Annotated in this window: 15 protein-coding genes; 9 read left to right on the top strand and 6 right to left on the bottom strand. The window is 66.6% G+C overall.

The features are described 5' to 3' along the window. Positions 1-82 precede the first annotated feature (82 nt). Positions 83-1,216: a succinyl-diaminopimelate desuccinylase gene (gene dapE / locus ATE67_RS15380; RefSeq protein ID WP_058817538.1), complete on the top strand. Its 1,134-nt coding sequence runs from the start codon at positions 83-85 to the stop codon at positions 1,214-1,216. Here dapE and ATE67_RS15375 read toward each other — a convergent pair. The 3 genes from ATE67_RS15375 to ATE67_RS15365 are packed head-to-tail and all read right to left on the bottom strand — an operon-like array spanning position 1,213 to position 3,803. Further along, positions 1,213-1,788 carry a Smr/MutS family protein gene (locus ATE67_RS15375; RefSeq protein WP_058817537.1) on the bottom strand — a complete coding sequence of 192 codons (576 nt, stop codon included), beginning with the start codon at positions 1,786-1,788 and terminating at the stop codon, positions 1,213-1,215. The genes dapE and ATE67_RS15375 overlap by 4 nt on opposite strands. A 1-nt stretch (position 1,789) precedes the next feature. After that, positions 1,790-3,118 (bottom strand): murein transglycosylase A, encoded by a 1,329-nt coding sequence (locus ATE67_RS15370; RefSeq protein ID WP_058817597.1) that lies wholly within the window; start codon positions 3,116-3,118, stop codon positions 1,790-1,792. A 19-nt stretch (positions 3,119-3,137) separates the two neighbouring features. Then, complete coding sequence (locus ATE67_RS15365; protein ID WP_269433464.1) at positions 3,138-3,803, bottom strand: Tim44/TimA family putative adaptor protein; 666 nt, start codon at positions 3,801-3,803, stop codon at positions 3,138-3,140. Positions 3,804-4,061: 258 nt separating this feature from the next. On the opposite strand from ATE67_RS15365, the gene secB reads away from it, so the two are divergent. The 4 genes from secB to ATE67_RS15345 all read left to right on the top strand — a co-directional run bounded on the left by secB (position 4,062) and on the right by ATE67_RS15345 (position 8,063). Then, positions 4,062-4,574, top strand: coding sequence for a protein-export chaperone SecB (secB, locus tag ATE67_RS15360; protein ID WP_058817536.1), 513 nt, complete (start codon positions 4,062-4,064; stop codon positions 4,572-4,574). 27 nt (positions 4,575-4,601) lie between these two features. Further along, positions 4,602-6,206, top strand: coding sequence for a murein biosynthesis integral membrane protein MurJ (gene murJ / locus ATE67_RS15355; RefSeq protein WP_082660409.1), 1,605 nt, complete (start codon positions 4,602-4,604; stop codon positions 6,204-6,206). A gap of 3 nt (positions 6,207-6,209) precedes the next feature. Further along, positions 6,210-7,208 (top strand): tryptophan--tRNA ligase, encoded by a 999-nt coding sequence (gene trpS, locus ATE67_RS15350; RefSeq protein WP_058817535.1) that lies wholly within the window; start codon positions 6,210-6,212, stop codon positions 7,206-7,208. 156 nt (positions 7,209-7,364) lie between these two features. Continuing rightward, positions 7,365-8,063 (top strand): DUF4136 domain-containing protein, encoded by a 699-nt coding sequence (locus tag ATE67_RS15345; RefSeq protein WP_058817534.1) that lies wholly within the window; start codon positions 7,365-7,367, stop codon positions 8,061-8,063. Positions 8,064-8,166: 103 nt separating this feature from the next. Here ATE67_RS15345 and dnaA read toward each other — a convergent pair whose 3' ends face one another. The 3 genes from dnaA to mutM form a co-directional block, all read right to left on the bottom strand. Further along, positions 8,167-9,531 (bottom strand): chromosomal replication initiator protein DnaA, encoded by a 1,365-nt coding sequence (gene dnaA / locus ATE67_RS15340; protein ID WP_197411965.1) that lies wholly within the window; start codon positions 9,529-9,531, stop codon positions 8,167-8,169. Positions 9,532-10,038: 507 nt separating this feature from the next. Further along, the gene (rpsT, locus tag ATE67_RS15335) at positions 10,039-10,302 is read right to left on the bottom strand and encodes a 30S ribosomal protein S20 (protein ID WP_058817532.1); all 264 of its coding nucleotides are present in this window, start codon (positions 10,300-10,302) and stop codon (positions 10,039-10,041) included. A gap of 177 nt (positions 10,303-10,479) precedes the next feature. Continuing rightward, positions 10,480-11,292 (bottom strand): bifunctional DNA-formamidopyrimidine glycosylase/DNA-(apurinic or apyrimidinic site) lyase, encoded by an 813-nt coding sequence (mutM, locus tag ATE67_RS15330; protein WP_058817594.1) that lies wholly within the window; start codon positions 11,290-11,292, stop codon positions 10,480-10,482. Positions 11,293-11,385: 93 nt separating this feature from the next. Between mutM and ATE67_RS15325 the strand changes: the two genes are divergently transcribed. The 4 genes from ATE67_RS15325 to ATE67_RS15310 all read left to right on the top strand — a co-directional run bounded on the left by ATE67_RS15325 (position 11,386) and on the right by ATE67_RS15310 (position 16,123). Next, complete coding sequence (locus ATE67_RS15325) at positions 11,386-12,123, top strand: class I SAM-dependent methyltransferase (RefSeq protein ID WP_058817531.1); 738 nt, start codon at positions 11,386-11,388, stop codon at positions 12,121-12,123. A 121-nt stretch (positions 12,124-12,244) separates the two neighbouring features. Next, positions 12,245-13,789: a 2-polyprenylphenol 6-hydroxylase gene (ubiB, locus tag ATE67_RS15320; protein ID WP_058817530.1), complete on the top strand. Its 1,545-nt coding sequence runs from the start codon at positions 12,245-12,247 to the stop codon at positions 13,787-13,789. 100 nt (positions 13,790-13,889) lie between these two features. Next, positions 13,890-15,017, top strand: a complete 1,128-nt coding sequence (locus tag ATE67_RS15315) for a glycosyltransferase (RefSeq protein WP_058817529.1) — start codon at positions 13,890-13,892, stop codon at positions 15,015-15,017. Continuing rightward, positions 15,014-16,123, top strand: coding sequence for a hypothetical protein (locus tag ATE67_RS15310; protein WP_058817528.1), 1,110 nt, complete (start codon positions 15,014-15,016; stop codon positions 16,121-16,123). Before ATE67_RS15315 ends, ATE67_RS15310 begins: the two co-directional genes overlap by 4 nt. Positions 16,124-16,127 lie beyond the last annotated feature (4 nt).

Raw genomic sequence — 16,127 nt, 5'->3', positions numbered from 1 at the left:
CTTTGTTCTACCTTTGTTTCGCACAAAGCGCGGGCCATGCAAAGCCTCGACTTGCGCAGGCGCGAGCGGCTAAGGGAATCGCATGACGCACAACATCGACCCTGTCGAACTCGCGAAAAGCCTGATGGCCGCGCCGAGCATCTCGCCCGCCACGGGTCCGGTTTTCGACGTGCTCGAGGCCGCGCTGACGCCGCTCGGCTTTACGGTCGAGCGCTTCATCGACGGGATCGAGCCCGACGGGCCGGTCGAAAATCTGCTCGCGGTGCGCGAGGGCAAGGGGCCCAGGCATTTCGGCTTTGCCGGCCATCTCGACGTCGTGCCGCCGGGCGTCGGCTGGACGAGCGACGCCTTCGCGCCTGAGATCCGCGGCGACCTGCTCTATGGCCGCGGCGCGGTCGACATGAAGGGCGCGATCGCCTCTTTCGTCGCGGCCGCCGCGGCGACGCCGGTCGGCGCTGGAACGATCAGCCTGATCATCACGGGCGACGAGGAAGGCCCCGCGATCTTCGGCACCCGCGCGCTGATGGAGCATATGGAGGGACGCGGCATCCGCCCCGACATGATCGTCGTCGGCGAGCCGACCTCGGTGAACCGGCTCGGCGACATGGTGAAGATCGGGCGGCGCGGCTCGGTCAACATCTGGATCGACGTGCCGGGAGCGCAGGGCCATGTCGCCTATCCGCACCTGGCCGACAATCCGATCCCCAAGCTGGTCAGGATCCTCGCCGCGATCGACGCGGTCGGCCTCGACAGCGGCACCGACTGGTTCCAGCCGTCGAACATCGAATTCACCGATATCGAGGTCGGTAACGGCGCAACGAACGTCATTCCTGCCTCGGCGCGTGCGCGCCTCTCGATCCGCTTCAACGACCAGCATCGCGGCGCCGACCTCGTCGCGATGGTCGAGCGGTTGGCGCACGACGTCGAACCCCGCGCCAAGGTGCTGGGGAAGATTTCGGGCGAAGCCTTCCTGACTCCACCGGGCGACTTGTCAGGCCTGGTTGCCGAGGCGATCCATGCCGAAACCGATATTCGGCCCGAAATGTCGACGACCGGCGGCACGTCGGACGCCCGCTTCCTCCATGCGCTCTGCCCGGTTGTCGAATTCGGCCTGACCAACGCGACGATGCACAAGCTCGACGAGGCTGTTGCGGTCGACGATCTGCACAAGCTGGCCGCCATCTATCGCGGCATATTGATGCGCGCGTTCCTTTAGTCCTCGCGTCCGCGGCGCAGGATCACATAGACCGCACCCCCGCCGCCATGGCTGATATGCGCGGGCCGCAGCGCGACGATCTGGTCGGCATGCGGCGAGACCGACAGCCAGTCGGGGAGAGACGCGCGGATGACGCCGCGCGGGCGCGGGTCGCCGTGCATCTGCGGCAAACGGTCGGCGCCGGGACGCAGCCGCCCCGCGACGACGAGCAGCACGCGCGCGCCGCTGATCAGCGCGCGGGCGATCGCCTCGTCGAGCACGGCTTGCGCCGATGCGAGCGTGTGCCCATGCAGGTCGATGCTCATATCGGGGCGGACAAGCCCCTTGCGCAGCCGGCGATCCCAATGGCCGTCGAGCGTGCTGTTCGCCCACGTCCGCCGCGGTGGTGGCAATGGCGCAGGCGCGCGCGGCGCGGCCGCGGGCTTCGCTGCACCCCTAACCACCGGCTTCGGCGGTTTGACCGTCGGCGGCGCTGCGGATTCCAGCGGCGCGTGCCGCTTCGCGAGCGGTTCGACCGTCGCCGCGACCTTCTTCCACAGCGCGGTTTCGAGCGGATCGAGCCGCCGGGGCATCTCAGCTACGGATGGTAAGCCGCGCGACGCTGGCGCGCGGCAGCAGGATCAGTGCCGAGCCGCGTGCGGACATGCCGCCCGCGATCGCCCGCGCGTCATTGCCCGCGCCCCAGAAGCTGTCGAAGCGGTTCGCGCCCTTGATCGCGCCGCCGGTATCCTGCGCGATCCACAGGCCATTCGGCTCGGCGCGGTCGAGCGAGAGGAAGACGGGGGCGCCTAGGGGGACATATTTGGGGTCGGCGGCGACGCTCGCCCGCGGCGTGACCGGCACGCCGAGCGCGCCGAGCGGGCCGGGGCCAGTAATTTCGCGGAAGAAGACCCAGCTCGGATTCTCGTTCATCACCGCTACGCCGCGCACCGGGTCGGCGCGAAGATAGTCGAGGATGCCCTGCATCGACGCCTTGTCGCGCGGCAGCTCGCCGCGGTCGAGCAGCAGCTTGCCGATCCCGACATAGTCGCGGCCGTTCTGCGTGTCGTAGCCGATCCGCATGATGCCGCCGTCGGGGAGGCGCAGGCGGCCCGATCCCTGCACCTGCAGAAAGAAGAATTCGGCGGCGTCGGCGGCCCAGGCGATTTCGAGCCCGCGGTTCGCGAGCACCCCGCTCTCGATCGCGGCGCGGTCGTAATAGCGGACGAAGTTGCTGCCATCGACACGGCCACGGATTTTCTTGCCCTTGAGTTCGTCCGAGAAGAGGCCGAGGTCGACGTCGACCAGGTCGTCCGGGCGGCGATAGATGGGGACGTCATAGCCCGGCCGCTGCGTACGCGAGGCGGCGATCTCCGGCTCATAATAGCCGGTAACGAAACTGGTGCCCGCGCCGATCTGCACCGTACCGAAATAGCGGCTGAAGAAATTGGTCGCGTCGCGGTCTGCCCATTCCTTCGCGGCGCTGCAGCTTTCGGTCCATTCGCCCGGCTGCGTCAGCCCGCTCGCGTCGGCACGCCGCTGGACCGAAGGACAGCTGAGCCGAAAGGCTTTCAGCGCCGCGGTCGCCTGTTCGGCGGCAATGCCAAGCTCGTTAAATTCGGGGCCCGCGATCACGCCCGCCTCGGCAGCGGTCGTCGCCGTCGCCGGAACCTCAGCGGCAGCCAGCGCCGGGCGCGGCGTGGCGGGGATTGGCCTGGCCGCGACGGTGCCGCTCTCCGACGGGCGCGGTATGTAGGGGCGCGGCGTGCCTATGGGAGCAGGGCTCGGCGCAGGCCGGGTAACCGGCGTCGTGCCGGGGCGCGGCCCGCCGGCGTCGGGGATCACCGACGAGCAGGCCGATAGCAGGGGGAAAGCGGCGAGAAGCGCGAATCCGAAAATACGCGCCCGCGGCGCGAGATTCATCGCCGCCCCCCGCATGCGATCAGGCGACGTCGGCTTCGTCGAGCAGCCAGTTCGGATCGTTGCTGCCGATTGCGCGGCGGAAGGTCCAGAGGTCGTCGGTCTGCGCCGCGTCGCTCATCGAGCCCGAAACCAGCTTGCCGTCGGCGTCGCGGGTGATCGCGCTGATGTCGGCCTGGTAGCGGACGGTGATGCGTGCCTCGGTCCGGCTGAGTTCGACCGCGGTGATCTTGGCCGTATCGATGCCGATCAGGCGGTTGTCGAGCCTTTCGCCGCGCTTTTCGCGCGCTTCGATCGCCTCGACGAAAGCCTCGTAGCTGTCGTCGTCGCAAAGGTCGCGCAACGTGTCGCGATCGCCCGACCAGAAGGCTTCGAGGATCATGCGATAGGCGGCTTCGGCACCCTCCATGAACCGGCCGGCATCGAAATGACGGTCGCTCGCGAGCAGCTGGCGCAGGCCGATTTCGGCGGCGGGTTCATAAACGAGGCCCGAACCGCCCGGCGCGGCACCCGGCGCGCCTGCCGTCTCGGTTTCGTCGACGCGCACCGGCGCGGGGGCGGCGCGTTCGTCGCGGCGCGGCAGCACGGGCTCCTGCTCATGGCCGGTGCGCTTGCCGAGCACCGAATAAAGCCGCATGCCCAGGAAGGCGGCAATCATGGCGAGCAGGACGATCGAGAAAGCAGTCACAGGCAGATATCCATTGCGGGCAAGGATGAAGCGTCGCCCGGGTATATAGGGCATGAGCGTTAATGTTTCAAATCACCATGGCCGCACCATGGCGACAGGTCAACGATTCCCCGCCGCACCCGGTTCCCCCCGGTATCGGCCCCTTACCAGCCGCCTTGCCGACCATTGTGCTGGCGATCCACCGCTGCTAAGCGCGCCCGCAACGGTCCGCCTTATGGCGGAACCTTCCCACCCGATTCAGTGAAAGCACCGACAGACATGGCCGACGAGACCAGCACCGACCTCAACCCCGCCGCGCTGCCCAACGGCGAAGACACCGGCCCCGCGATCGGCCTGATCTCGCAATATGTGAAGGATCTGTCGTTCGAAAACCCGAACGCCCCGGCCGTCTATCAGTGGGCCTCGGCGCCGCAGGTCGATGTCCAGTTCAACATCGGCGCCGACAATGTCGGCGAGAACCTGTTTGAAGTGTCGCTGAAGATCGACATCACGTCGAAGTCGGACGAGGGTACGCAGTTCGTCGTCGACGTCAAATATGCCGGCCTGTTCGGCGTCCGCAACGTGCCCGACGACCAGCTTCAGCCCTTCTTCCTCGCCGAAGCGCCGCGCATCCTCTTCCCCTTCGCGCGCCGCGTCGTCGCCGACGTCGTGCGCGACGGCGGTTTTGCGCCGCTGCTGCTCGAACCGATCGACTTCCACGCGCTGTTCCTGCAGCAGGCGCAGGCGATGCAGGCCGAACAGACCGGTGAGGTCACGGTCGGGCAGGCATAAGACTTCCGCCGGGGGCAGGCCGGGGGTTTGAGCAGCCTCGTCAAAAGCGTCGGAACCATCGGCGGCCTGACGATGGTCAGTCGCATTTTCGGCTTCGTGCGCGACATGCTGCTCGCCCGCGTCCTCGGCGCGGGTCTCGCCGCCGACGCCTTCCAGCTCGCCTTCACCCTGCCCAACACCTTCCGCCGCCTGTTCGCGGAAGGGGCCTTTTCCGTCGCCTTCGTCCCTATGTACAGCCGCGCACTGCACGGTGCCGAAGACCCTGAAGACGGCGAGGAAGCCGCGGCGAAATTCGCCGACGATGTGCTGTCGGTCTTCCTCTGGGTGCTGCTCGCTTTCTCGGGCGTGATGATGATCGCGATGCCCGGAATCGTCTGGCTGCTCGCGCGCGATTTCCAGGACGTGCCGGGCAAGTTCGAGTTCGCGGTGTTCCTGAGCCGCGTCACCTTCCCCTATCTGGCGCTCGTCAGCCTCGTCGCGATGCTGTCGGGGCTGCTCAACGCCCGCTCGCGCTTCGCGCCCGGCGCCTTCGCGCCGGTGCTGCTCAACATCGTGCTGATCGGCGGGATCGTCACCGGCTGGTGGCTGCGCGGTCCCGGCGGCGACGACCGCATCGTCGCCGAGGCGCTTGCCGTCGCGGTCAGCTTCGCCGGGGTGGTCCAGCTCGCCTATCTATGGTGGGCCGTGCGCCGCGCAGGGCTGCGGCTCCACTGGCGCTTCCCGACATTCACGCCCGAGGTGAAGCGGCTCGGCCTGCTGATCTTGCCCGCGACCTTCGGGGCCGGCATCTACCAGATCAGCCAGTTCGTCGACACCTTCTTCGCGACCTCGCTGCCGCAGGGGTCGCTGACCCTGCTCAAGCTTGCCGACCGATTGAACCAGCTGCCGCTCGGCATCGTCGGCATCGCGCTCGGCACCGCGATCCTGCCGATGCTGTCGCGCCATATCCACAGCGGCGACGCCGCCGAGGCGCAGCGGCTGCAGGGCAATGCGTTCGAGATCGCGACCTTGCTCACGCTGCCCGCCGCCGCGGCGCTGGCGATCTGCGCGCCCGCCTTTACCGCCGCCTTCTTCGTCGGCGGCAAGTTCACCGCCGCCGACGGCGTGATCATGGCGCAGATCGTCATGGCGCTCGTCGCGGGTCTTCCTGCCTATGTGATCGTCAAGATATTGAACCCGGGCTTCTTCGCCCGCGAGGATACGCGCACGCCCGTGTGGACCGCGCTCGCGTCGCTGATCGTCAATATCGCGATCAACCTCTATGTCGTCGAGCGGTATGGCATCGTCGGGCTCGCCGCCGCGACCGCGGTGTCGGCGTCGATCAACTGCCTGCTCCTCTACATCATTTTGCACCGCCGCGGCTGGTTCCATTTCACGGCCAGGCTCGCGGGGCGGATCGCGCGCCAGCTGGTCGCGGTCGCCGCAATGGCGGCGCTGCTCTGGTGGCTTATGCCGATGATGGCGCCCTATTATGCCGGATCGGTGATCGAGCGCATCTGGTCGCTCGCCGCGCTCTGCGCCGCGGGCGGGGGAGCGTTTTTCGCGGTCGCCTTCCTCGTCGGCGCGCTTGACAAGGATCTGGTTCGCATGCTGACGCGGCGGCGCGGCAAACAGGCCGAACTTCAGGAGTAAAACATGCGGACGCTATCGGGCATCCAGCCCACCGGAAATTTGCATCTCGGCAATTATCTGGGCGCGATCCGCAACTGGGTGCGCATGCAGGACGACATGCCCGGCGAGAAAATTTATTTCCTCGCCGACCTGCACGCGATCACCGTCCACAACGACCCTGCCGAGCTGGCCGCGAACACGCGCGAAATGGCCGCCGCGCTGATGGCGGCGGGCATCGACCCCGACAAGGCGATCCTGTTCAATCAGGCGCGCGTGCCCGCGCATGCCGAGCTCGCCTGGCTGCTCTTCTGCACCGCGCGCATCGGCTGGCTCAACCGCATGACGCAGTTCAAGGAGAAGTCGGGCAAGAACCGCGAGGGCGCGAGTGTCGGGCTTTACGCCTATCCGGTGCTGCAGGCGGCCGACGTCCTCCTCTATCAGACGACGCACGTTCCGGTCGGCGACGATCAGAAGCAGCATCTCGAGCTAGCGCGCGATATCGCGACGAAGTTCAACCTCGACACCGGGACCGAGACCTTCACGCTCCCCGAACCGACGATCCCGCCGACCGCGGCGCGGATCATGAGCCTCCGCGACGGGACGGCCAAAATGTCGAAATCGGACCCGAGCGATGCGAGCCGGATCAACCTCGTCGACGATCCCGACACGATCATGGCCAAGATCCGCAAGGCGAAGACCGACCCCGAGCCGCTGCCATCCGAAGCGGCGGGCCTGGAAGACCGGCCCGAGGCCAAGAATCTCGTGTCGATCTATGCCGCGATGGCCGACGAAAGCGTCGATCAGGTGCTCGCACGCTTCGCCGGGCAGGGGTTCGGCGCCTTCAAGCCCGCGCTCGGCGAGCTGCTGGTCGAGACGCTGCGCCCGATCGCCGCGCGCCTCGGCGATCTTAAGGCCGACCCCGCGGCAATCGACGCTGCGCTGGAGTCCGGCGCGGCGCGCGCGGCGGCACTGGCGAAGCCCACGCTCGATGCGGCCTATGCCGCGCTCGGGCTCTGCCGCTAAATCCTCTAAAAATCTTGTTTATCGGTGTCGCCTTCCCATATCGGGAAGGTGGAACCACCGTGCGACGAAACGGGTTCAACCAAGGTTAAGTCGCATCGGCTTAGTCATGATATATATGGCGCCCGACGCGCCGGTCCGAATCACGGAGCCAAGACTATGAGCAAGATCGATCTTCGCCGCCTGGGCCTTGCCGCCATGACCGGCGCCGCGCTGGCGCTTGCCGGCTGCGCCACCCCGTTCAAAGCCGATGTCGCGCGCTTTCAGACACAGCTTCCCGCGCCGCAGGGGCAAAGCTTCGTCGTCGAAGCCACCAACCCCGCGCTGCAGGGCGGGATCGAGTTCGGCCAATACGCCAATCTCGTGGCGGGCGAGCTGACCCGGTACGGCTATCGCCCCGCCGCTCCCGGCGAGCGCGCCGATCTGGTCGTCCGGATGGATTATGGCGTCGACAAGGGCCGCGAACGCGTCGTGTCGAGCCCCGGTTTCGGCGACCCTTGGTACGGCGGCTATGGCGGCTATTATGGCCGCGGCTTCTATCGCCCGGTGATCGTATCCGGCCGCGGCGGCCGTCGCTACGTCTATGGCTATCGCGACCCCTTCCTTTGGGGCGGCTTCGGACCCGGCTGGGGTTATAATGACGTTTCGAGCTATACCGTCTACACCAGCGGCCTCAATCTTCAGATCAACCGCGCTGCCGACGGCTATCGCCTTTTCGAGGGCAGCGCCGAAGCGCAATCGCGCGACAATAATCTGCAGGCGATCGTCCCTAACCTCGTCGAGGCGATGTTCACCGGCTTCCCCGGCAATTCGGGCGAACGCGTCCGCATCACGGTGGCGCCGCCCGAAAAGGGCTGAACGCTCCCCGCCAAAGGCAAACAAAAGGCCCGCCTTCCGATCGGAAGGCGGGCCTTTTTGTCTGTGCAAAACCCCGGGGATAAGTCCGGGACAAGTCTGGGGATCAGCTGTTGAGACTGCGCCGGATCGCCGCGATCTCGGCGTCGAGTTCGCTGTCGGCGACGCGCAGGGCCTCGACGGTGCGCACCGCGTGGATCACCGTACTATGGTCGCGCCCTCCGAAGCGGCGGCCGATTTCGGGATAGGAGCGCGGGGTCAGCTCCTTCGCGAGATACATCGCAACCTGCCGCGGGCGGGCAACGGCGCGAACGCGGCGCTTCGAGGCCATTTCCGACTTATCGAGGCGGTAGTGCGCGCAGACCGCGCGCTGGATCTCGTCGATCGTGATCCGCGGGCGCGCGCTGCGGACATTCTCGGCCAGCCGGTCCTCGGCGAGCGCGAGATCGACCGTGGTCCCGGTGAGCGCAGCATAGGCGAGCAGCTTGTTGAGCGCGCCCTCGAGCTCGCGGATGTTGCGCGTGAAATGCTTGACCAGATAAGCGACGACAGTGTCGGGCACCTCGACCATCGGCATCGCGGCGAGCCGCTGGCGGATGATCCGCTCGCGCAGATCGTCCTCGGGCGCCTCGATGTCGGCGACGAGCCCGCCCGACAGGCGCGACAGCAGCCGCGCCTCGACCCCGTCGAGCATCGCCGGCGGGCGGTCGGCGGTGACCACCAGGCGCTTGCCCGCGGTCATCAGGTCATCGATCGTGTGGAGCAATTCCTCCTGGGTCGAATTCTTGCCGATCACGAACTGGAGATCGTCGAGCAGCAGCAGGTCGGCGGCGCGCAGCCGCGCCTTGAACGCCATCATGTCGCCGCCGCGCATCGCGCCGACGAATTCGAGCATGAACTTCTCGGCCGACATCAGGATGATGTTGGCGGTGGGGTGCGCCGCGGCAAAATCCTGCGCGATCGCCTGCAACAGATGCGTCTTGCCCTGGCCGGTTCCCGAGCAAAGGTAGAGCGGATTGAATTGCGGCGCCTCGACCATCGCCATGCGGCGTGCGGCGTTGGCGGCAAGGATGTTGCTGCGCGCGATCACGAAGCGGTCGAACGACAGGCGCGGATCGAAACCGAGCAATGCGGGATTTGCCGCGACCGGCTGCGGCGCTTCGAACGCGGGCAGCGGCTGTGCCGACAGCGCCGTCGCGCGATCGGCCGCGGCCGCACCACCGCGCACGGTGACGTTGCGCACCGCAGGCAGATGCTGACGCCACGCGAGTTCGAGCCGGTCGCCAAAGCGTTCGTTGATCCAGTTGGCCGAGAAGCGGCTGGCGGTCTCAAGCGTGACGACGCCAGACAACGTGCAATATTCGGCAAAGCGGACGGGCTTCAGCCAATGGTCGAAGGTACGCGCGCCGAGGTCGCGGCGCAGCCCTTCGGCGACGCGCGGCCAGAGCGTAGCGGCATCCTCACCACTCACAGCTCCAGTCCCTGCGTCCATGCCATACCCGTCCCTGCCCTGAATCACGCCGCGTCGCCCTCTCGAAGTCCCCCACCGTCCGGGACACTTCGCGCGGCCGCGGCACACCTATCCGTCGAGCCTGCGCTCGGGACGCAAGCATCTTGTCCCGGACAGCTGTCCGAAAGAACACGAATCATGTCGATGTGGCGGCCGACGGCGAAGGCCGACGACACCTCTGTCTAGGCAAGGCGGAGCGAGTCGATCAAGACCGGCGGGTGTAAAAATACTGAAATAAAAATCTTGACTCCCCCGGGGGGACGGAAACACGTCAGCGTCTATTTTTATTCAATATTTTCATACACTTAATTACAGCAATCCCGGGCATGGCAGCGAATCGCCGTAATTCCGTGACTTACCGCGATGCAACACAAGTGCCACCGCGGAGTCATAAAGCGGGGCACAAAAAAGGACCCGCGAGCCGTTCGGCCGCGGGTCCTTTTTTGTGCCCTTTCGGGACAATCGCCTTTAGGCGATCGCGTTGACGCTCTTCGTCAGGCGCGAGAACTTGCGCGCCACGGTGTTCTTGTGCAGCACACCCTTGGCAACGCCGCGCGCCATTTCGGGCTGCGCAGCCTTCAGTGCAGTCGCGGCGGCGTCCTTGTCGCCAGAAGCAACGGCGGCTTCGACCTTCTTGACCAGCGTGCGGATGCGCGAGACGCGATTCTTGTTCACGGTGGCACGCGCCTGGTTGCGGCGGATGCGCTTCTTTGCCTGCGGCGTATTGGCCATAAATTCCTCTAGTCTTTCAAACGGTCTACATGGTCGGAGCGCAGCCTCATCGGAGCAGCCGAATCGCGCATATGCAGCGAATCAATGTCCGGATGCGGCCGGTTCCGGACGACCGGACCCTGCTCGAAGGGTGCGCCCATAGCCAGAATGCCCCTTGGGGTCAACCGGGAACAGCCCCTAACGCTGGCATTTCGGACAGTAAAAGGTCGACCGCCCGCTCTGCACGACGCGAGTGATCGTGCCGCCGCATTCGCATTGCTCACCTTCGCGGCCATAGACGCGCCAGTCCTTGGCGAAATAGCCAAGGTCGCCCTCCGGACTCAGAAAGTCGCGCAAGGTCGAGCCGCCCGCGGCAATCGAAGCGATCAACACATCTTTGATCGCGGGTACGAGAGCCGCGAGCCTGGCTCTCGACACGTCCGCCCCGGGCTTCAACGGCGAAATCTTCGCCATGTTGAGCGCCTCGCAAACATAGATATTACCAAGGCCGGCGACGACGGTCTGGTCGAGCAGCATCGCCTTTATCGGCGCGCGGCGCCCGGCCAGCGCCTCGGCGAGATAAGCTGCGTCGAACGCATCCGACAGCGGCTCCGGCCCCAGCGTCACGAACGCCGGGAACAGCGTCAGCGGATCGCCGCTCACCAGATCGACCGATCCGAAACGCCGCGGATCGTGCAGGAACAATCGGTGCCCCGCCCCCGTTTCGAGCAGGAGATGGTCGTGCTTTCCCGCCGCGCCGCCTTCGGTCCGCCAGCGTCCCGACATGCCGAGGTGAAAGATCATATGATCGTCGCGGTCGGTCGAGATGACGCCATATTTTGCGCGGCGCGACAGGCTTGTGACGGTCGCGCCGGTCAGCCGCTGCGCAAGGTCGGCCGGGAAGGGGCGGCGCAGATCGGGACGGAATGTCATCACCGTGGCGAGCCGCTGCCCTTCGAGGAAGGGCGCAAGGCCGCGAACGGTGGTTTCGACTTCGGGAAGCTCGGGCATATCGCCGATCCGGCTACGCGCCATTTGCGCGCGCGACAAGGCCCCGCTAAAGGCCGACGCAATACATCTCCTCCCCGCAAAGGCGCACACCCCATGCCCACCCCCGACACCGTCAGCTTCGGTTATGAGCAAGTCCCGGCGGGCGAGAAGACCGCGATGGTCGGCGAGGTGTTCAGCCGCGTCGCGCGCAAATATGACATCATGAACGACGCCATGTCAGGGGGCATGCACCGCCTGTGGAAGGACCGCTTTGTGCGCCGCGTGAAACCGCGCGCGGGCGAGACGATCCTCGACATGGCGGGCGGCACCGGCGACATCGCTTTCCGGCTGGAGCGTTCGGGCGCGAGCATCACGGTCGCGGATATCAACCCGGACATGCTCGGCGTCGGCGTGGAGCGCGCGGCGGAGCGCGGCATCAACAGCCTCGTCTGGTCCGAACAGAATGCCGAGAAGCTGTCCTTCCCCGACCAGTTTTTCGACGCCTATACGATCGCGTTCGGCATCCGCAACGTGACCGACATTCCCGCTGCGCTCAAGGAAGCGCACCGCGTGCTGCGCTATGGCGGGCGTTTCTTCTGTCTCGAATTCTCTACCAACGAATGGCCGGGTTTCGCGCAGGCCTATGATGCTTACTCGCACCATCTGGTGCCGAAGCTCGGCAAGCTGATCGCCGATGACGAGGACAGCTATCGCTATCTGATCGAATCGATCCGCCGTTTCCCGCCGATGCCCGAGTTTGCGCGGATGATCCGCGACGCGGGTTTCACGGCGGTGAAGGTCGAGCCGATCATGGGCGGCCTCGTCGCGATTCACAGCGGGTGGAAAGCGTGAGAGCCGGCTCTAGCTTCTCCCCTCCCGCCTGCGGGAGGGGTCGGGGGAGGGCCTGTTTGGACAGCGCCGACTTCGACATGCCCTCCCCTAGCCCCTCCCGCAAGCGGGAGGGGGACTGCGCATGACCCGACCCGTCACCCATATCGTCCGCCTGCTGAAGTGGGGCCGCATCCTCGCGCGCCACGGGGCGCTGCGCGGGATCGAGACGGCGCCGCAGACCCCGCCGGGGGTCAAGCGGCTGTGCAGGATCGCGCGGCTCGGCACGATCCAGCCGAAAATACCTGACTATGCCGCGGCGTTCCAGGCGATCGGCCCCGCCGCGGTCAAGCTCGGCCAGACGCTCGCGACGCGCCCCGACCTCGTCGGCGAAGACGCTGCGCGCAACCTTCTGAGCCTGCAGGATGCCCTCGCGCCCGTCGCGTTCGAGCGTATCCGGCAGGAGATCGAGACGGTCTTCGAAGTCCCGCTGGAAAGCCTCTACAGGGAATTCGATCCCGAACCCGTCGGCTCGGCTTCGATCGCACAGGTCCACCGCGCGGTGACGACCGACGGCCGTAAGGTGGCGGTCAAGGTCCGCCGCCCCGGCATCGACAAGCAGTTCGCGCGCGATATCGAAACCTATGAATGGGCGGCCGCCCATCTCGAGGCTTTCGGCGGCGAAGCGAAGCGGCTGCGCCCGCGCGAGGTGATAGCCAATTTCCGCCGCTGGACGCTGCGCGAGCTCGACCTCAGGCGCGAGGCGGCCTCGGCGTCCGAACTCGCCGACGCGATGGTCGGCGTGCCAACCTATGAAATTCCCGCGATCGACTGGGACCGCACCGCCAGCCGCGTGATGACGATGAGCTGGATCGACGGGATCAAGATTTCGCATCGCGAGGCGCTGATTGCCGCTGGACACGATATGGAGAAGCTGTCGGCGAACCTGGTCAACGCCTTCCTCCGCCAGGCGATCGCCGAAGGCTTCTTCCACGCCGACATACACCAGGGCAATTTGTTCGTGAAGGCTGACGGCACGATTGCTGCCGTCGATTTCGGCATCATGGGACGGATCAACCGGCAGGCGCGCTATTGGCTCGCCGAAATCCTCTACGGGTTGACCACGGGCAACTACCGCCGCGTCGCCGAAATCCATTTCGAGGCCCAATATGTGCCCGATTACCACAGCGTCGAGGAATTCGCGACGGCGCTCCGCGCAGTCGGCGAGCCGATGCGCGGCAAGCCGGTGAGCGAACTTTCGGTCGGCCAGATGCTCGACGGGCTGTTCGCGATCACGCGCGACTTCGACATGCAGACGCAGCCGCACCTGCTGCTGCTGCAAAAGACGATGGTGATGGTCGAGGGCGTCGCGACGATGCTTAATCCCAAGATCAACATGTGGGACGTCTCGGGTCCCTTCGTGCGCGAATGGATCCGCGACGAGCTCGGCCCCGAAGCCGCGCTCGCCGACGGCCTGCGCGAACAGGGCAAGACGCTGGCGCTGATCCCCGACATCATCCGCCGCCTCGACGAGCAATTGCCCCGCAAGGGCGCCGCGCCGCCGGCGCCGCCGCTGCCCGACATCAGGCTGATGTGGGACAAGAGCGAACGGCGGACATGGTGGCGCTATGCGCTGACCGCGATCCTCGGCGCGGCCGCGGGCGCCGGCCTGCTGCAATGGCTTGGCTGAGCGGCACTTCCCCATCTCTGGTTACCGGATATTTACCCTGTTTCGCTAGGGCGGATCCTCGACAAACCCCGGACCGTCGTCCGGCACAAACCGAGGGTTCATGCGCCACGACAGATTTCTCGCCGACCCGATCCTTCCGGTCGACACGCTTCCGCTCGAAGTCGCCGTCGTGGTGCCGACGCTCAACGAAGCCGCCAATGTCGAGAAGCTGATCGAGAGATTGTCGGTCGTCCTCGCCGGGCGCGGCTGGGAAGTCGTGTTCGTCGACGATAATTCGCCCGACGGCACCAGCGATCTCGTGCGCCGCATCGGCCGCTCCTCGCGCCACGTCCGCGTCGTCCAGCGCGTCGGCCGCCGCGGGCTGTCGTCGGCGGTGATCGAGGGCATTCTCGCAACCGCCGCGCCGGTGATCGCAGTGATGGACGGCGACCTCCAGCACAGCGAAGACGCGCTGCCCCGGCTGATCGACGCGATTGAAAAGGATGGCGCCGAAATCGCCGTCGGCACCCGCTATGTCGACGGCGGCGGCACCGGCGACTGGGACCGGGGCCGCGTCCGCATGAGCCGCCTCGCCACCCGCGCCGGCCAGATCGCGCTCCGCACCGATGTCAGCGACCCGATGAGCGGCTTTTTCGCAGTGCGCCGCGACGCCTTCGAACGCGCGTTGCCGCGCCTGTCGGCGATCGGCTTCAAGATCCTGCTCGACATATTGGCGTCGAGCCCAACCGCTCTCAAGGTCGCCGAAGTCCCCTATACGTTCCGCACCCGCGAGGCCGGCGAAAGCAAGATCGGCGTCCGCGTGATCGCCGAATATGCCGAGCTGATCGCCGACAAGACGATCGGCCGGTTCATCCCCGTCCGCCTCCTCAAATTCCTGATGGTCGGCGGGCTTGGCGTCTTCGTCCATCTTGCGGTGCTGCGCGCGCTGCTCGGCCTCGGCGACAGCTTCCTGACCGCGCAGACCGGGGCGGTCATCGTCGCGATCGCGTTCAACTTCTTCCTCAACAACAGCTTCACCTATGCCGACCGCAAGCTCCAGGGCTGGCGCGTCCTCGGCGGGCTGGCGAGCTTCTATGCGATCTCGGCGCTCGGCGCGGTCGCCAACATCGGCATCGGCACCTGGATGGCCGGGCATGACGAACGCTGGTGGGTCGCGGGCGTCGCCGGCGTGCTCGTCGGCGCGATCTGGAATTTCGCGATGTCGTCGGCGCTGACTTGGCGAAAATGACCGGGGCGCAAACGATCGGCTGGAGCCGCCTTGCGGGCGTCTCGCGCCCGGTCGCGGCGCTTCTGCTCGCGCTGCTTGCGGCGCTGATCATCCTCGGGATGGTCGAGAAGCGCGCGCCGCGCCAGCTCAATATGGAAACCCCTTTGCTGGCCAAGGAAGAGGGGATGATCGGCGATCACGCGCTGTACCTGAAAGTGCTGCGCAAGATGGAGGAGGGGCAATCCTATTATGAGGCGGTCGCCGAGGAGCATCGCCGCTACGGCTATCCGCTCCGCCCCTTCGTCGCGGTGCGGCCGCCGACGCTGGAAACGCTGCTCAGCAAGATCGGCCTTCCCGCCGGGACGGTTATGACAAGCCTGCTTGGCCTCATCGCGCTGATCCTCTGGCGCCGACGATTGACGAGCGAGGCCGGCCTGCCTGCTTATGCGCGCTTCGGCGTGCTGCTGATCGCGATCAACCTCGGTCAGGTCATGTCGGGCCAATGGGTGCTGATGCATGAGGTGATCGCCGGCGTGCTGATTGCGATCGCGCTGGCGCTGCACCGCCCCGACAAGCCATGGGCGGCCATGGCGGTGATCGCTGCGGCGCTGGCGATCCGCGAGACGGTGCTGCCCGTCGCTATGCTGTTCGGCCTGGTTGCGCTGATCGACCGCAACTGGAAAGCCGTCGCCGCCTGGGTCACGATCGGGATCGCTTTCGCCGCCGGACTGGCGCTTCATGCGGCCGCGGTTGCCGATGTCGTGCGCCCCGACGATATCGGCGGCGCGGGCTGGATGGGGCTCAATGGCTGGAACAATTACATCCGCTTCGTCCACAACAGTTCGGTGCTGCGCTTCGGCGCGCCGCAATGGGTCGCCGCGGTGCTCGTGCCGCTCGCGCTGCTCGGCTGGCTCACGTGGCGCTCGCGCCTCGGCACACTGGGCCTGATCGTGCAGGTCGGCTATGCCGCCGCCTTCATGCTCTTCGCCCGGCCCGACAACGACTATTGGGGAATGCTCGTCGTCCCCACCCTGTTCGTCGGGCTGGTCTTTGCCCCTGCTGCCTTCGGCGCGCTCGTCCGCGCGCTGAGAGCGCCGCTGCTTGAACCGGCGCCCCGCTCGGCATAACTAG

The sequence above is a fragment of the Sphingopyxis sp. H050 genome, assembly GCF_001468265.1.
In the GTDB taxonomy this organism is placed as follows: Bacteria; Pseudomonadota; Alphaproteobacteria; order Sphingomonadales; family Sphingomonadaceae; genus Sphingopyxis.
This window is presented reverse-complemented; position numbering and strand designations above follow the sequence as displayed.